Here is a 13,929-nt window from a genome sequence, read left to right as displayed (position 1 = left end):
CCCTACCGCCGCCATGGCTCGATGGGGTTGCCCTGCCACACGGCGTTGGTGGGCACGCGGTCACCGCGCATAACCAGCGATCCGGGCCCCACGGTGGAGGCGGTGCCGATGAGCGAGGCCGGCAAAGCCACCGAGTGGGCGGCCAGCGTGGAGCCGTCCTGGATGGTAACGGTATCCAAGCTCATCACGCGGTCCTGGAAAAGGTGGGTTTGCACCACAGTGCCGGGGCCCACGGTAGCGGCCTCACCTATGCGGATGAGGTCCGTTTCCGGGAACCAATAGGAATCGATCCATGCGCCGCGTCCGATCTCCACGCCGAGGGCGCGCAGGCCCAAGTTGATCTCGCCGGAGCCATAGGTGTGCTGGAAGAACCACGGCGCGGCGACGACCTCCACGAAGGTATCCTGTAGCTCATTGAGCCAGACAAAAGCGGACCACAGTGGGTGGTCGGCCGCGCGGTGCTTGCCCACGCAGATCCACTTGACGGCGACGGTGACGGCCATGGCCACGGCACCCATGCCCATGAGCACGAGGCCGGAGAGGAGCCAGGTGAGGGGGAAACCGAGGGCGTCGAGAAGCGAGTAGTACACGCCAAGCGTCGCGGCAAGCAGCATGGCAGAAAACATGGGCGCCAGAAGGCGCATGGTTTCCACCACGCCGCGGGCGGCCTTCACCGCAAAGCCCGGGTTATAGGTCAGCGCCTCACCCGAGTTGGCAGGGGAGTCTACCTCCACCGTCACGCGGCGCATGCGCTCTGGAGGAGCACCCCACCAGTTGGCGCCGGCCTTGGTTTTCTTCGGAGTAGAAGAAAGCACGGCAACGAGCGAGTTCTTCGATAGCTTGCGGCCGGGCGCGGTGATGCCGGAGTTACCCACGAAGGAGCGCTTGCCTACCTTGGTTTCGCCGGTGCGCATCCAGCCGCCGCCGAGTTCGTAGCCGCCAATCATGGTGTCATCGGCCAGGAAGGCGCCCTCTTTGACCTCGGTGAGCTTGGGGATCATCACCGCGGTGGAAATTTCCACGTTGGTGCCGATCTGCGCGCCGAGCGCGCGCAGCCACGTCGGGGTGAGCTGCGAGGCATAGAGCGGGAAGAGCTTGGTGCGCGCCTCGTCCATGAGGCGTTCGATGGCCCACAGGCGCCAGCCCTTGACCGAACGCACAGGCGTTACGCCCGGGCTAATGCCGAGGGAGAGAATGCGCACGCCCAACCAAGTCTGCAGCATATAGGTGGCAAAGGCTGCCAGCGCACCGACGGGCGCGAAGAAGATCGCACCGACGAAGCTATCGCCGCCGGTGGAATGTACGAGGGCCAGGACGACGGCCGCGCCTACCGCTAGCGCCACGACAGGCTGGATGGCCAGCAGGACGGAAGTGGCGTCATAGATGGCCACCCACCACGGCCGACGCTTTGGCGTATGGGACGGGAAGCGGTGCTTGGAGCGGCCCACCTTTTGGGCAGGCGAGCCGGACCAGCGCTGGCCGTCCTTGATCTTCTTTCGGCCAGTGACGGTGGAACCGGCCTCCACGTGGGCGTACTTGCCCACCACGGTGCCAGGCAGCAGCGTGGAGCGCGCGCCCACGCGGGCGCCTTCCTTCACATCGATGGCGCCTACGTGCAAGATATCGCCGTCTAGCCAGTAGCCGGAAAGATCCACCTCGGGCTCGATGGCGGCGTGCTTGCCCAGGGTGAGTAGGCCGGTAACCGGCGGCAGGGAGTGCAGGTCCACGCCGCGCTTGACCTTGACGCCGAGCGCACGGGCGTAGTTATTCACTCGCGTGGCACCGGCCAGGGAGCTTGCGCCGGAGGCATTAGCCCAGCGTTCAGCCGCCCAGATGCGTAGGTGCGTAGAACCGCCGCGCGGGTAGTCTCCGGGTTTAATGCCCGCCGTAATGAGCCGCGCACCGTAGCCGCCGAGGGGGATGCGCCCCACCGGGGTGACAAAGACAATGAGCATGGCGATGACCAGCCACCACGGGAAAGCAGTGGCCCACTCGAAGCCCAGTGATGCCGCCACGGTGGAGCCCAACATAAGCCAAGCCAGCCAGCTGGATGCGGTCAGGGTCATGACCGGAATCTGAATCACGGTCTGGGCGAGACGGGTGCCAAAGCCGACCTTGGAGACCTCGCGCATGGGGACGTCGGCAGCCGCAGGGCGCGGCTCGGCGCCGCCGATGAGCTCCGCCAGCGAGCCCAAGCGCGGGTGATCGTAGAGGTCGCGCACGGCCACGGTGGGGTAGCGCTCCCTGATATGTCCCACCAGGGTCGCGGCCGCCAGGGAGGTACCGCCGAGCGAGAAGAAGTCGGCGTTCTCGTCCTCCACAGATACACCGAGTGTTTCCACCCATAGCTCCGCGAGCCATTTCTCGGTCTCGGTAAGGGTGGTCGATTCCACGCCCACTCCAGGCAGTGGCCACGGCAGGGCCTTCTTATCCACCTTGCCGGAGGTGCGCACCGGTAGCTCCTCCATCACGCAGATGCGCGGGACGAGTGCGGCCGGCATGGTATCGGCCAGGCGCGCATGCGCGGCCTCATGATCGAAGCCCTTGGACTCATCCTCGAGGGAAACATAGCCCACCAGGACGGACTCGCCGCCGGGAGTCTTTTGCACGGCCACGGCCGAGTTATAGACGTTATCTAGCGCCGCAACATTAGCTTCGACCTCGCCGAGCTCGATGCGGCGCCCGCCAATCTTTACTTGGTCATCCACGCGGCCGACAAAATACAGTCCGTCTTCTTCCAAGCGGACGTGGTCACCGGTGCGATAGGCGCGCTGCCAGCCCATGGACTCCAGCGGTGCGTATTTTTCCGCGTCCTTGACCGGATCCAGATAGGACGCCAGTCCCACGCCGCCGATTACCAGCTCGCCGACGCCGCCCATTTCCACAGGCATGCCCTGCTTATCGACGACCACCAGATCCCAACCGTTTAGCGGCAATCCAATGGACACCGGCCGGCCCGGCAGCATCTGCTGCGCACAGGCGACGACGGTGGCCTCGGTGGGGCCGTAGGTATTCCACATCTCGCGGTCCTCGGTGGCCAAACGGTCCACCAATTCTTGCGAGCAGGCCTCGCCGCCGACGATGAGTAGGCGGATATTATCCAGTGCCTCGGCCGGCCAGAGGCCCGCCAGGGTGGGCACGGTCGACACGACGGTGATGTCGCGGCGAATGAGCCACGGGCCCAAATCCATGCCGGAACGCACCAGAGACCGCGGTGCTGGGACCAGGCAGCCGCCGTGGCCCCAGGCCAGCCACATCTCCTCGCAGGAGGCATCGAAGGCGACGGACAAGCCGGCGAGCACGCGATCCTCAGGACCTAAGGGCCCGTGCGGGTGGTTGACCAAAAAGAGGCTCGCTTCCGCATCCACGAAGGCAGCCGCGGAACGGTGGCTCACGGCCACGCCCTTCGGCTTGCCGGTAGAACCGGAGGTGAAGATGATCCACGCGGTGTCTTCTGGGCGCGGGGCATTGCGTTTCTCGGCCGGCTCTTCGGCGGACCTGTCGGGGGCGTCCGGGCGCGCGGAGTCCCGCAGGAAGCGGAAGCCCTCGTCCGTGAAAACGCCATCGATATCGGCTTCGCCGAAAACCATCTCGGCGCGTTCATCGGGGTCATCGGCGTCGACAGGCACATAGGCCGCGCCTGCCGCTAAGGTCGCCAAAATGGCGAGGTAGAGCTCCCGCTTGCCGGAGGTCATCCTAATGCCGATGCGATCGCCGCGGCGCACGCCATTGGCGTGCAGCTCGGCAGCCCATGCCTCGACCTCGTGGATGAGCTCGGAGTAGGTGATGATCTCGCCGTCGTCAAGCGCGGCGGCATCGGGGTTCATTTCCGCGGTGGTGGTAATGATGTCCCACAGCGTGCGCGGCCGCGGTGCCGCGCTTCCTAGAAGATACTGCTGTGGGACGAGCGATTCGGGACCCGCCATTTATGCCTCTTCTTCGTCCGCGGCAATGATGGACTTGGCCAACTTTCGCAGATGCTTGAGCTGCTTATTGGTGGACTCATCCAATGCCTCGTCCTCGGCGGTAGCGACCAGCACCGCCAGGTCCTTGTGGGCCTTTGTGCCCTTTTTGGTGGAAGCGACGATTTGGCGGCGGCGATCCTTTGGGTCGCGTTCGCGCTTTGCCCAGCCGCGGTCTTCGAGGGCGTCGATAAGACGCACCATGTCAGAGGCGTCAATGGCCAGGGTTTCGGACAGATAAGACTGCGACGCGGCATCCGCGTCGACCAGACAGGTAAGGACCCAGTACTCGCGCAGCGTTGTCTGCTTGGTCTGCAAAGCAGCCTCTACGCCATCGCGGGTGCGGCGGCGGAGGCGCTCCAATTGGAACGACGGGGACTCGAGTAGGGTCGTTGGGATTACAGAATTATTCGTGGAAGCCATACCATCATCATAATCCCAAAAGATTGGTTAAGGCCAATTAATCCGTTTCGATGGGAAGCCCAGAAGCCTTCCACTTATCCGTACCGCCATCGACGTTAATGGTGTCCCAGCCCAGCGCATGCTCCAGATACTGGCAGACCTGCATGCTGCGGCCGCCCGCGTGGCAGATGACGTAAATATCCTTGTCCGGGTCGATTTCCTGGATGCGACCCGTAATCTCACTCATCGGGATGTGGGTCGCGCCCTTTGCGCGCTCCACTGCCCACTCGTCATTCTCGCGGACATCAATGAGCTGAGCGCCTTCTGGTACTTCAGTTGGTTGAACGTTTTCCATGCCTCATACCCTAGTCACGCAGAGGTCCTTATGCTGCTCCGCGTGCCGCGTCCGAGAAGAGCCGTGAGGAACCAGGCGGGGCGAAAAACTGTGAGCTCGGCCCGTTGCGGCAACTGCCTGTTCCAGCAGCTTTAGCTCTTGTCTCGCCAGACTTGTAGCCCAAATGGTTATCTGCTTCGGCATTAAACCCCTTGTATTCGAGGCTTAAAGTATGCCTTGGTCCAAGTCCTTGGCATCCGCGGCGGATGTGCGCGGGGCATCAATTTCCAGCGGCAACTGAGCTGAATTCAGGCGAACCTGTCTTGGGCGTGATTAGAGTTGCGTACAGCCCAAGGTACGGCTTTCTGTTTATGGCGAGAGTGGGTCTTTTCCACCACGTTTTCAGCATTCATCTGAATTGAAAGGGAAATTTTTTGATGAAAAGTCTTACATGCATGCGGACAGAGCTTCGACAAGGCACGCTTGAAATCGAAGGCATGACCATTGAATGCGGTGTCGAGGTGAGCTTGGAGCCTCACACCGAATATATTGTCAACCTCGAATTTGAAGTTCGCCAAGATACGGCTCCCACTGCAATGAGGCTTAGGACCTTTAGCGCTGAGTTCGTACTCTTTGATAATGAGACAGAAAACAGCATTCGACTTACCGATGGCGTTAGCAATAGCTCAAGCTTCCGCCTTCGCACCGGACAGGAAAATGGCACGCTACTCGTTTTCAACGAGTACCTGCATAGTTACAAGAAAGATGTCGAACCCACCTACGAATACATGACTGGTGATTCAGGGATTGTTATCACCAAGAGGGACGGCGACACCATTCACTTTGCCTGCAACAACCGCAGTCCACGGGAGCAGCTAGCTTTTGAGGACGTCACGGGGGTGCTTACGGTTACGAAAGTGGGTTCAGCGGAAAATCATTTCATTGCCCCTGCAGGGGATGGATCGCCGATTCAGCAATATTGCTTCATCGACAGCGGCGATGAGGTACCCGAGGAAAAGGAGCTCGTTGATATTGCTACCTCGCTTTCGGGCACGATCTCCCCAAGAAGTGAAGCGGTCACTACCTTAATTGACAGGCTTGAAGGGCTTAACTACACCATCATTTCTTCCGCAGACAATGCCGTAACCATCGAAGTCGACATCTCGGATGAGGACACCACCCAATTCGCTATGGTCGATGAGGCCCGACTTTGGAATCTCAACCTTGTGAAGGTTAAAACTCGCACCTTGCTGAATCAGAGCACAAACCGGCCAGAAAGTTAGGCCACGACTGCTCAGAATTTGGATGCGAGGGACCGTGTGATTCGTCGTGTTGAAGAACGAATTTTGGCGGAGAGCACGCAGGTGCAAGCCGCGGATCTGGCTGTGGCACTTAAATCGTCGGTTCGTGTGAGGAGTCGATGTTGTTCATGGTAAATAGCGCCGGAAAATGGGGGTCGCGCGCTATTTACCGTGAGCGTCGTGCGGGCGGTCCGCGACGATACTTGGTGGCGCATGGGGTCAAAGTGACGTACACGGCGCTGGCCCCGCGCAGGCCTGCGTGCGCGTTTTAACGGTGCGCGGAGAGGTACTCCAGAATCGCCTTGACGCGGCGGTTGTCCTCGCTGGGGTCTAAGCGAAGCTTGGTGAAGATGTTGGAGACATGCTTGGCCACCGCGGCGGCGGATAAAACGAGCTCGGCGGCGATGTCCTTGTTGGACTTGCCGCGGGACATTAATTCGAGAACCTCGCGCTCGCGCGGGCTGAGCTCGCCCAAGCCGCTGCGTCCGGAGCTCATGAGAGCTTGAGCCACGGTGGGGTCGATGACGGTGCCGCCCTGGGCCACCACGTCCAGGCTGGCCAGGAAGTCGCGCACCTCGGAGACACGGTCCTTCAAAAGGTAGCCGGTGCCGGCCTCGGGGGAGTCGAAGAGCTCCACCGCATATGCAGGGGCTACGTACTGGGAGAGCACCATGACGGGCAGGCCCGGGTAGGCGTTTCTCAAATTCACGGAGGCTTTCAAACCATCGTCGCCCATGCCCGGCGGCATGCGCACGTCCGTGATGACGATGTCCGGCAGGTCGTCGCGCAGTTTATCCACCACAGCCTCGAGCGAAGGAGCAGAGGAAGCCTGGCCCACTACAGAGTGCCCGCGGCGCTCCAACAGGCCGGCCAGGCCCTCGCGCAGAATGGCGGAGTCATCCGCTACCACAATCCTTAAGCTCATCTCTTACACTCCTGGCTGTCCGCGATCGAGAAGAAGGGGAATGGACCCGGCCACCCGGGTCGGGCCGCCAGGCGGTGAGGACAAAGACATTTCTCCGCCGAAGGCAGCAAGACGCTCGGCCATCCCCGCCAGGCCGTGCCCGGGGACGACCTGTGCGCCGCCGGGGCCCTCATCCACCACGGTGATGCGCAGCGAATGGTCCGAGGTCACCAGCACCGAAACCGGTGCGCCCGGCGCATGCTTGGCCGCATTCGTCAAAGCTTCCGTGCCGAAGAAATAGCCGCAGGCCAGCACGGAGGCGGAGAGCTCAGGCAGAGGATGCGGGGCGAAGACGCTGACGTGGGGGCCGTGGGAGGAGGCGGCGTCGGCAAGCGCGGCGACCAGGCCGTGATCCTGCAGCACCTGTGGGTGAATGCCGTGCACCGTGGCGCGCAGGGAATTCAGGCCGCGGTCCACGTCCTGCTTTGCAGCGGTGAGAAGCTCGGTGAGGCTAGCGGGGGCGTCGAGAAGAGCCTCGCCCAACTTCATGCTCGCGGCCACGAGGTATTGCTGCGCGCCGTCGTGCAGGTCGCGCTCGATGCGGGCGCGCTCGACCTCGTAAGCGTCCGCGATGGCGCGGCGCGAGGCCGTGAGCTGCGCAATCTGCTGCGCCTGCTGCTGCTCGTGCGTGGTAGGTTGGGGCTTTTTTCGGAACACGGTTCACAGCATATCGGGCGCCCCGAACTACAGGGGTAGTGCTGGCACTACCTTAAAGAGCAACGCTAGGGCTGTTCTTTCCGCGGGCCCAGCACGGTGGAATGAGAGACATGGCACAGACACTTTCCCTGACAGACATCACCAAGGACTTCGGCGGCGGCCCGGTGCTCGCCGGAATTTCCCTCGACATTGAACCGGGCGAGCTCGTGGCCGTCATGGGGCCGTCTGGCTCCGGCAAGTCCACGCTGCTGCACTGCATGTCCGGCGTGCTCACCCCCACGCACGGTAGCGTGCGTTACGGGGACGAGGAGCTCTCCGCGCTTTCCGACGCCCCCCGCTCCCGCACCCGCCTGCGCAACTTCGGCTTCGTCTTCCAGGATGGTCAGCTGCTGCCGGAGCTCAGCAACGTGGATAACGTGGCGCTGCCGGCCATGCTTAACGGTATGGGGCGGGGTGCGGCCCGCAGGCGCGCGATGGAGCTTCTCGATCAGCTGGGCCTGGGTGGCCTGGCGGACCGCCGCCCGGCGCAGGTCTCCGGTGGCCAGGCCCAGCGCGTGACCATTGCGCGTGCGCTGGTGGCGAACCCAGGCGTTGTCTTCGCCGACGAGCCGACCGGTGCGCTGGATCAGTCCACCGGCCACGAGGTCATGCAGATGCTCACCACCATCGTGCGCCAGGCCGGGGCGAGCCTGGTCATGGTCACGCACGACCCGAAGGTGGCCGATTGGATGCAGCGCCGCGTGGAGATTCGCGATGGCATCATTCACGACGACCGCCGCCTTGGGGTGATTCGATGAACACCGCGACCCTAGTTATGGACCTGCAGCGCGAATCTATTCGCGCGCGCTCAGGCACGGGAATCGTCTCGATGCTGGCGATTGTGAGCTTGACCATTGGCTCCGCCATCGCCTTCCTCGTTGCGGGTGGTACCTGGATGTTCTGGCAGCGCGCCCAGCACGTCGAGGATGCCGCCCCGGCACTCAAGGAGGCCTTCGGCAACGATATTACGGCCTGTTTTTATATCTGGTTCGCCCTAGCCCTTTTTGCCTGCGCGTTCATTCTTCCGGCGCTGTTTAACCTCACAGCCCAAGCAGCCGTCCTCGGTGCGTCCGGCAGGGAGCAGCGCCTGGCCACCCTGCGCCTGTTGGGGCTGAGCTCCCGGCAGGTGGAGCGCATGGCCATTGTGGAGACCGGCCTCCAGGCGGTGATCGGCATCGTGCTCGGTGGGCTGATCAGCCTGCTCGTCGCGCCGGTCTTCACCCAGCTGGATTTCCAGATGCGCCCCATCGCTCTGTCCGAGCTTCTCCTCCCGTGGTGGGGCTACCTCGCCGTGGCGGGTGTGCTTTTCCTGCTGGCCATCGGCGCCGCATTCGTCGGCATGCAGCGCGTGCGCGTGAGCCCGCTGGGCGTGGCCAAGCGTCAGATGCCCGCGGCTTACCGCTGGTGGCGCGCCATCGTCTTCCTCATCATCGTGGCGGCCGGTGGGGTTTTCCTCTTCGGCAAGGCGGGCCCGCCGACCGCCATGGTCATCGTGGTCATGTTCGGCATGCTGATGAGCATCAACCTCATCGCTCCCTTCATCCTGCAGCTCGGCGCGCACATCTTGTCCCTCTTCCCAGGCACCGCGCACTTCGTGGCCTGCCAGCGCGTGGCGGGCAATGCGCGCCCCGCCTGGCGGCGGAGTGCTGCCATCGGTTTCTTCGGTTACTTGGCGGGATTCCTCGTTGCCGCGCCCCTGGGCGCAGACGCTTTGGCCCTATCTCTGAAGGAAGACCCGGGGACGAACGTGGTGTTCAAGGACATCTCCACCGGTGTCTTGTTAACCCTCATCTTCGGCTTCACGCTGACCACCATGTCCATCATCCTGGGCCAGGTCTCCGGCATCTTCGAAGACAAGGAGCTCATCCGCTCCCTGGATCTCATGGGCGTGCCGCGCGGCTTCCAGTTCCGCTCCGGGGCGCTGACCGTCATGGGGCCGGTCGTGGCCTTGAGCTCCTTCGGCTTCCTCTTCGGCGGTGGCATCGCCTCGCTGATGTTCTTCTCCGGCCTCGATTCAAGCGACGTCGACGTGAGCGCTCGCCTGCTTATGGCCTTCGGCTTCCTGGCGGTGGGCTGGGTGGTCACGCTTCTTGCCATTGTCCTTGTTGAACCGTTGCGCGGCTACGTGCTGCGCACAGGAGGTCGAAAAGAATGAAAACTGTGCTGAAAATTTTGGCGGACTCTTCGGCGTTGCCTTTATCGCGGTGCTCGCCGCCGTGTACTTCCTCGGCCCCTCCTATGGCGGGGCGCTGCTGGGCAAGCCCTATATTCCTTTCAACACCAGCGAAAAACGTATAAACACCGCGATGGTGGATACCGCAGCGTATACCGGAATCTATGGCGAGAGCGAAGAATTTCAGCGCGCCCGCGAGGCCTTCAAAGAGGACCCGACCAACGCGGAGCTCCTCGTTGCCGCCATCGACGCCGCCTCCTCCGCCGAAGTCACCCTCCTGACCTTCCGCGGCCTGGACAACGTGCGCACCTTCGGCGAGCCGACCGCCGGCTACGCCTCCGCCAACGTGGTGCTGGATTACCCGGACAGCCGCTCGCTCATGCTCACTACTGCCAAGGACAAGGCGTGCACGGGCGAGGAGTTCGCCGAGGACCCCATCGCTCCTGATACCCCGGAATCTGAGCTCGACGGCTCGCTTGCCTCCCATTGTGGCTCCTAAGGCGCGGTTTTCGTCCACGGGTGCCTTTGGCGTTCACGGCAAATAACGCCCCGAAACACGCAATTTTTCGCCACTATTTACCGTGAACGACAGTGATTAGTCGGAAAACGCGAAAGGTACGCTTCGGCGCGCGGTGGGAAACCTCTTCGGTCTCCACCGTCTGCGGAAACGTACCTTCACAGTGCCGCCGTTAGCGTGCGGCAGAAGCGCTTACTTGAAGCGAGCCTTTGCCTCGTCGAGGATCTTCTCTGCCTCGGCCTTGTCGCCCCAGCCGGAGCCGGTGACTTCCTTGTTCGGCTCCAGGTCCTTGTAGTGGACGAAGAAGTGCTCGATTTCGTCCTTGATGTGCTGCTCCACATCGTTGATGTCCTGGTAGCGCTCCCAGCGCGGGTCATCGATGACGGCGAGCAGCTTATCGTCGCCGCCGGCCTCGTCGGTCATCTTGAAGACGCCGACGATGCGGGCCTCAACTACAACGCCCGGGAAGACCGGCTCCGGCAGGATGACCAGGGCGTCGAGCGGGTCGCCGTCCTCGCCCAGGGTGTGGTCGATGAAGCCGTAGTCAGCCGGATAAGCCATCGGGGTGAACAGGTAACGGTCGAGGTAGACCTTGCCGGACTCGTGGTCAACCTCGTACTTGTTGCGGGAGCCCTTCGGGATTTCAATGGTTACTTCAACGCTCACAGCGATGTCCTCCATGGGGGATTGGGTATCAATTACTGCCCATAGTCTAGCGCGTTGCGGATTCGCGCTAGGGTTAAAGGCAATGAAAGCAAAGCATGTTTGGTGGTCAGCGACCGCGCTCGTGGTAGCAGCAGCGGTCGGAGGTACGGCTGCGCTGGGCGTTACCCTCCAGCGCGAATACGGCGATCTCTCGCACGGGGAGGCGCAAGCGGTCGAGGCTCCTGAGGAGCCGTTGAGCGCAGCACAGCCGGGCGAGGCAGACCTGGATGCGCTGAGCGCGAAGCTGGATGAGCTCGCTAAGAATAAAGACCTTGCCACTTTCGGCGGCGAGGTGATCGATACCGAAACCGGTGACGTGGTGTGGCAGCGCGACGCAGATAAGCGGCTTACCCCGGCCTCGTCCACGAAGGTCCTCACCACAGCGGCGGCGACGTTGGCGCTGGATGAGAATGAGAAAATCACCACCAAGGTCTACCGTGGGTCGAACGAAAAGAACGTGGTTATTAAGGCCGCGGGCGATGTGTGGATGACGCATGAGCAGCTCGATGATTTGGCCGAGCAGATTTCGGAAAACGTCGAGCAGGTCGATGGCGTCTACATCGATACCTCCGTATGGTCCGGCGAGGCGCAGGCCCCGGGCTGGGATCCGGAAAACGTGGACGGCGGCTTCGTCGCGCCAATGGAACCGGCCATGCTCTACGGTGGTCGCCTGGGCGCGACGACGGGGGATGTGCCGAGGAGTCATGAGCCGGCTTTGGATGTGGCTAAGCAGCTAGGCGATCGCCTCGGCGCGGGCAAGGTAGGCATGGGCTCTGTGGCAGAGAATGCGCAGGAGGTGGCGAGCGTGGATTCGCCGCCGCTAGCGGACCGCGCCCGAGAAATGGTGCGCCATTCCGATAATGTCATGGCCGAGGCCATTGCGCGTGAGCTGGCGATGTCCCGAGGCAAGGAAGCCAGCTTTGAGGGCGATACGCAGGCCACGCTCGAGGTGCTGCGGGAGCAAGGATTCGACGTCGAGGGCGTGGATATTAAGGACAATTCCGGGCTCTCGGTGGACAATCGGCTCACCGCCGGGCTGTTGACGCAGCTCATTAATGGCGCGGTTAAGGATGAGCGCCTGCGCCCGCTGGTGTCCTACCTGCCGGTGGCCGGCGGCGATGGCACGCTGTACGAGCGCTACGGCGATTCCGCGGCCAAGGGCTATGTGCGCGCCAAGACGGGCACGCTGACTGGGGTCTCGGCCCTAGCCGGCACCGTGCAGGGCAATTCCGGGCGCGTATATGCCTTTGCCTTCCTTGTAAATGACGGCGATATCTTGGCCGCCCGCAAGGCTCAAGACGCGTTGGCTTCCGCACTGCATGAGTTCTAATAAGCCCTTCTGGCCGCGGGTTTCGCCGCACTTTCTAGCGTGTCGGCGCGGCGTGCGCGCCGCTGACCTTGACCACGCAGTGGCGGTGGGGCTCTCCGGGGGCGCGGATTCGCTGGCTCTGATGGCGGCGCTGGTGGCGGAGGGGCACGACGTGCTCGCGCTGTGCGTGGACCACGGGTTGCAGGACGGATCGCGGGCGCAGGCCGAGCGCGCGGCCGAACAGGCGCGAACGCTGGGGGCGCGGGCGCAGGTGCTTAGCGTTGAGGCGAGCGCTGCAGCGGGGGCGGAGTCGATGGAGGCGGCCGCGCGGGCGGCGCGGTATCGGGCACTGGCCACCGCGAGCGCAAACGAAGGCTTAGAGGTTGCCGTGGCGCATACGGCCGATGACCAGGCGGAAACACTGCTGCTCGGCGCGCTGCGCGGGCGGGTGACCGGCATGAGCGAGCGCAGCGAGGTCGAAGGCGCCCGAGTGGTGCGGCCGCTGCTGAACGTGCGCCGCGCCGATACCGAGGGCGCCTGCGCGGAGCTGGGCCTCTCGGCGTGGCAGGATCCGCAGAACGCGGACACGAATTTCCGCCGCGTGGCGCTGCGCCGCGAGGTCATTCCGCAGTTGAGCCGCATCATCGGCGGGGACGCGGTGCCAGCGCTGGCACAAGCCGCAGGCGACGCCGCGCTTGACGACGCCGCCCTGCGCACCCCACCCACAACCGACTGCGCCGAGCTGGCGGCGATGGCGGAACCGCAGCGCCGGCGGGCGATCGCTGCGTGGCTGGTCAGCGAGGGGGTAGAGGTAACAAGGAGGGGAGTGGGGGACGTCGGCAAGCTGTGCACCCACTGGCACGGGCAAGGCCCGGTGGCCGTGCGATCGGCGCGGCAGGTGGGGCAGAGGTTGGAAGTAGCCCGTATAGGTGGCAAACTGGCACTATTGTCCGGTCATTAAAGGAGCGCACACGTGCACGACAAGAAAGACTTCGCCGTTCCCGCAAACCGCTACGGTGACGATGTAGAAGCAATCCTCATTGGAGAAGAGGAACTGCAAAGCCGCGTCCAAGAACTCGCGGATATGGTCTCGGAAAAGTATGCCGACTCTGAGCAAGACCTCCTGTTGGTCTGTGTGCTCAAGGGCGCCGCATTCTTCCTCACGGACTTTGCGCGCAAGCTATCCATCCCCTCCGAGCTGGAGTTTATGGCCGTATCCTCCTACGGTGCCTCCACTTCCTCGTCCGGCGTGGTGCGCATTTTGAAGGATTTGGACCGCGACATTGCCGGGCGCAACGTGCTCATCGTGGAAGACATCATCGATTCCGGCCTCACCCTGTCGTGGCTTATCCGCAACCTGGAAGGCCGCAACCCTGCCTCGCTGAACGTGGTCACCCTGCTGCGCAAGCCGGAGGTAGTCAAGGCCGATATTGACCTGCTGGATGTGGGATTTGATATCCCGAATGAGTTCGTCATCGGCTACGGGCTGGACTTTGCGGAACGCTACCGCGATCTGCCTTACGTGGGCACCCTCCACCCTGATGTCTATACCACCAACTAAAATCG

At 63.1% G+C, this 13,929-nt stretch carries 13 protein-coding genes; 7 read left to right on the top strand and 6 right to left on the bottom strand.

What is annotated here, in order from left to right:
- Window positions 1-2: 2 nt before the first annotated feature.
- The 3 genes from ACLI1L_RS11200 to ACLI1L_RS11190 are packed head-to-tail and all read right to left on the bottom strand — an operon-like array spanning window position 3 to window position 4,719.
- Window positions 3-3,926: a Pls/PosA family non-ribosomal peptide synthetase gene (locus tag ACLI1L_RS11200; protein WP_411707576.1), complete on the bottom strand. Its 3,924-nt coding sequence runs from the start codon at window positions 3,924-3,926 to the stop codon at window positions 3-5.
- The gene (locus ACLI1L_RS11195) at window positions 3,927-4,385 is read right to left on the bottom strand and encodes a MarR family winged helix-turn-helix transcriptional regulator (RefSeq protein WP_023019947.1); all 459 of its coding nucleotides are present in this window, start codon (window positions 4,383-4,385) and stop codon (window positions 3,927-3,929) included. It abuts the gene before it with no gap.
- A 37-nt stretch (window positions 4,386-4,422) separates the two neighbouring features.
- Complete coding sequence (locus tag ACLI1L_RS11190) at window positions 4,423-4,719, bottom strand: rhodanese-like domain-containing protein (RefSeq protein ID WP_411707575.1); 297 nt, start codon at window positions 4,717-4,719, stop codon at window positions 4,423-4,425.
- 434 nt (window positions 4,720-5,153) lie between these two features.
- Here ACLI1L_RS11190 and ACLI1L_RS11185 point away from each other — a divergent pair, with 434 nt between their 5' ends.
- A complete protein-coding gene (locus tag ACLI1L_RS11185) occupies window positions 5,154-5,981 on the top strand; it encodes a hypothetical protein (protein WP_411707574.1) in 828 nt (275 codons plus the stop codon).
- Between the two features lie 286 nt (window positions 5,982-6,267).
- On the opposite strand, the gene ACLI1L_RS11180 is transcribed toward ACLI1L_RS11185, so the two are convergent.
- Both ACLI1L_RS11180 and ACLI1L_RS11175 read right to left on the bottom strand, forming a co-directional pair.
- Entirely contained in the window at window positions 6,268-6,924 is a 657-nt protein-coding gene (locus ACLI1L_RS11180) for a LuxR C-terminal-related transcriptional regulator (protein WP_200435722.1), read from the bottom strand.
- A 3-nt stretch (window positions 6,925-6,927) separates the two neighbouring features.
- A complete protein-coding gene (locus ACLI1L_RS11175; RefSeq protein WP_411707573.1) occupies window positions 6,928-7,620 on the bottom strand; it encodes a sensor histidine kinase in 693 nt (230 codons plus the stop codon).
- Window positions 7,621-7,730: 110 nt separating this feature from the next.
- On the opposite strand from ACLI1L_RS11175, the gene ACLI1L_RS11170 reads away from it, so the two are divergent.
- From ACLI1L_RS11170 to ACLI1L_RS11160, 3 genes are read left to right on the top strand one after another with little or no spacing between them, the layout of a single operon-like run.
- The gene (locus ACLI1L_RS11170) at window positions 7,731-8,417 is read left to right on the top strand and encodes an ABC transporter ATP-binding protein (protein ID WP_086588220.1); all 687 of its coding nucleotides are present in this window, start codon (window positions 7,731-7,733) and stop codon (window positions 8,415-8,417) included.
- On the top strand, window positions 8,414-9,814 hold the full coding sequence (locus ACLI1L_RS11165) for an FtsX-like permease family protein (protein WP_005325648.1): 1,401 nt from the start codon (window positions 8,414-8,416) through the stop codon (window positions 9,812-9,814). Before ACLI1L_RS11170 ends, ACLI1L_RS11165 begins: the two co-directional genes overlap by 4 nt.
- Window positions 9,756-10,331: a S41 family peptidase gene (locus ACLI1L_RS11160; RefSeq protein ID WP_239659035.1), complete on the top strand. Its 576-nt coding sequence runs from the start codon at window positions 9,756-9,758 to the stop codon at window positions 10,329-10,331. The genes ACLI1L_RS11165 and ACLI1L_RS11160 overlap by 59 nt, the downstream gene beginning before the upstream one ends.
- A 210-nt stretch (window positions 10,332-10,541) precedes the next feature.
- On the opposite strand, the gene ACLI1L_RS11155 is transcribed toward ACLI1L_RS11160, so the two are convergent.
- Window positions 10,542-11,030, bottom strand: coding sequence for an inorganic diphosphatase (locus ACLI1L_RS11155; protein WP_218840696.1), 489 nt, complete (start codon window positions 11,028-11,030; stop codon window positions 10,542-10,544).
- 67 nt (window positions 11,031-11,097) lie between these two features.
- Between ACLI1L_RS11155 and dacB the strand changes: the two genes are divergently transcribed.
- Genes dacB through hpt form a run of 3 tightly spaced genes read left to right on the top strand, consistent with a single transcriptional unit; the run spans window position 11,098 to window position 13,924 of the window.
- Window positions 11,098-12,384 (top strand): D-alanyl-D-alanine carboxypeptidase/D-alanyl-D-alanine-endopeptidase, encoded by a 1,287-nt coding sequence (gene dacB / locus ACLI1L_RS11150; RefSeq protein ID WP_411707572.1) that lies wholly within the window; start codon window positions 11,098-11,100, stop codon window positions 12,382-12,384.
- Entirely contained in the window at window positions 12,374-13,324 is a 951-nt protein-coding gene (gene tilS, locus ACLI1L_RS11145) for a tRNA lysidine(34) synthetase TilS (RefSeq protein WP_411707571.1), read from the top strand. Before dacB ends, tilS begins: the two co-directional genes overlap by 11 nt.
- Window positions 13,325-13,336: 12 nt before the next feature.
- Complete coding sequence (gene hpt / locus ACLI1L_RS11140; RefSeq protein WP_204610938.1) at window positions 13,337-13,924, top strand: hypoxanthine phosphoribosyltransferase; 588 nt, start codon at window positions 13,337-13,339, stop codon at window positions 13,922-13,924.
- The last annotated feature ends 5 nt before the right edge of the window (window positions 13,925-13,929 follow it).

The organism is Corynebacterium sp. LaCa117, assembly GCF_046717765.1.
GTDB classification, from domain to species: domain Bacteria; phylum Actinomycetota; class Actinomycetes; order Mycobacteriales; family Mycobacteriaceae; genus Corynebacterium; species Corynebacterium kefirresidentii.
This window is presented reverse-complemented; position numbering and strand designations above follow the sequence as displayed.

Excerpts from the sequence above, each read along its gene's own strand:
- ACLI1L_RS11200 (WP_411707576.1), bottom strand. The coding sequence starts at position 3,926 with ATGGCGGGTCCCGAATCGCTCGTCCCACAGCAGTATCTTCTAGGAAGC.
- ACLI1L_RS11180 (WP_200435722.1), bottom strand. The coding sequence starts at position 6,924 with ATGAGCTTAAGGATTGTGGTAGCGGATGACTCCGCCATTCTGCGCGAG.
- ACLI1L_RS11155 (WP_218840696.1), bottom strand. The coding sequence starts at position 11,030 with ATGGAGGACATCGCTGTGAGCGTTGAAGTAACCATTGAAATCCCGAAG.
- ACLI1L_RS11165 (WP_005325648.1), top strand. The coding sequence starts at position 8,414 with ATGAACACCGCGACCCTAGTTATGGACCTGCAGCGCGAATCTATTCGC.
- ACLI1L_RS11185 (WP_411707574.1), top strand. The coding sequence starts at position 5,154 with ATGCGGACAGAGCTTCGACAAGGCACGCTTGAAATCGAAGGCATGACC.
- ACLI1L_RS11195 (WP_023019947.1), bottom strand. The coding sequence starts at position 4,385 with ATGGCTTCCACGAATAATTCTGTAATCCCAACGACCCTACTCGAGTCC.
- ACLI1L_RS11170 (WP_086588220.1), top strand. The coding sequence starts at position 7,731 with ATGGCACAGACACTTTCCCTGACAGACATCACCAAGGACTTCGGCGGC.
- tilS (WP_411707571.1), top strand. The coding sequence starts at position 12,374 with ATGAGTTCTAATAAGCCCTTCTGGCCGCGGGTTTCGCCGCACTTTCTA.
- dacB (WP_411707572.1), top strand. The coding sequence starts at position 11,098 with ATGAAAGCAAAGCATGTTTGGTGGTCAGCGACCGCGCTCGTGGTAGCA.
- ACLI1L_RS11190 (WP_411707575.1), bottom strand. The coding sequence starts at position 4,719 with ATGGAAAACGTTCAACCAACTGAAGTACCAGAAGGCGCTCAGCTCATT.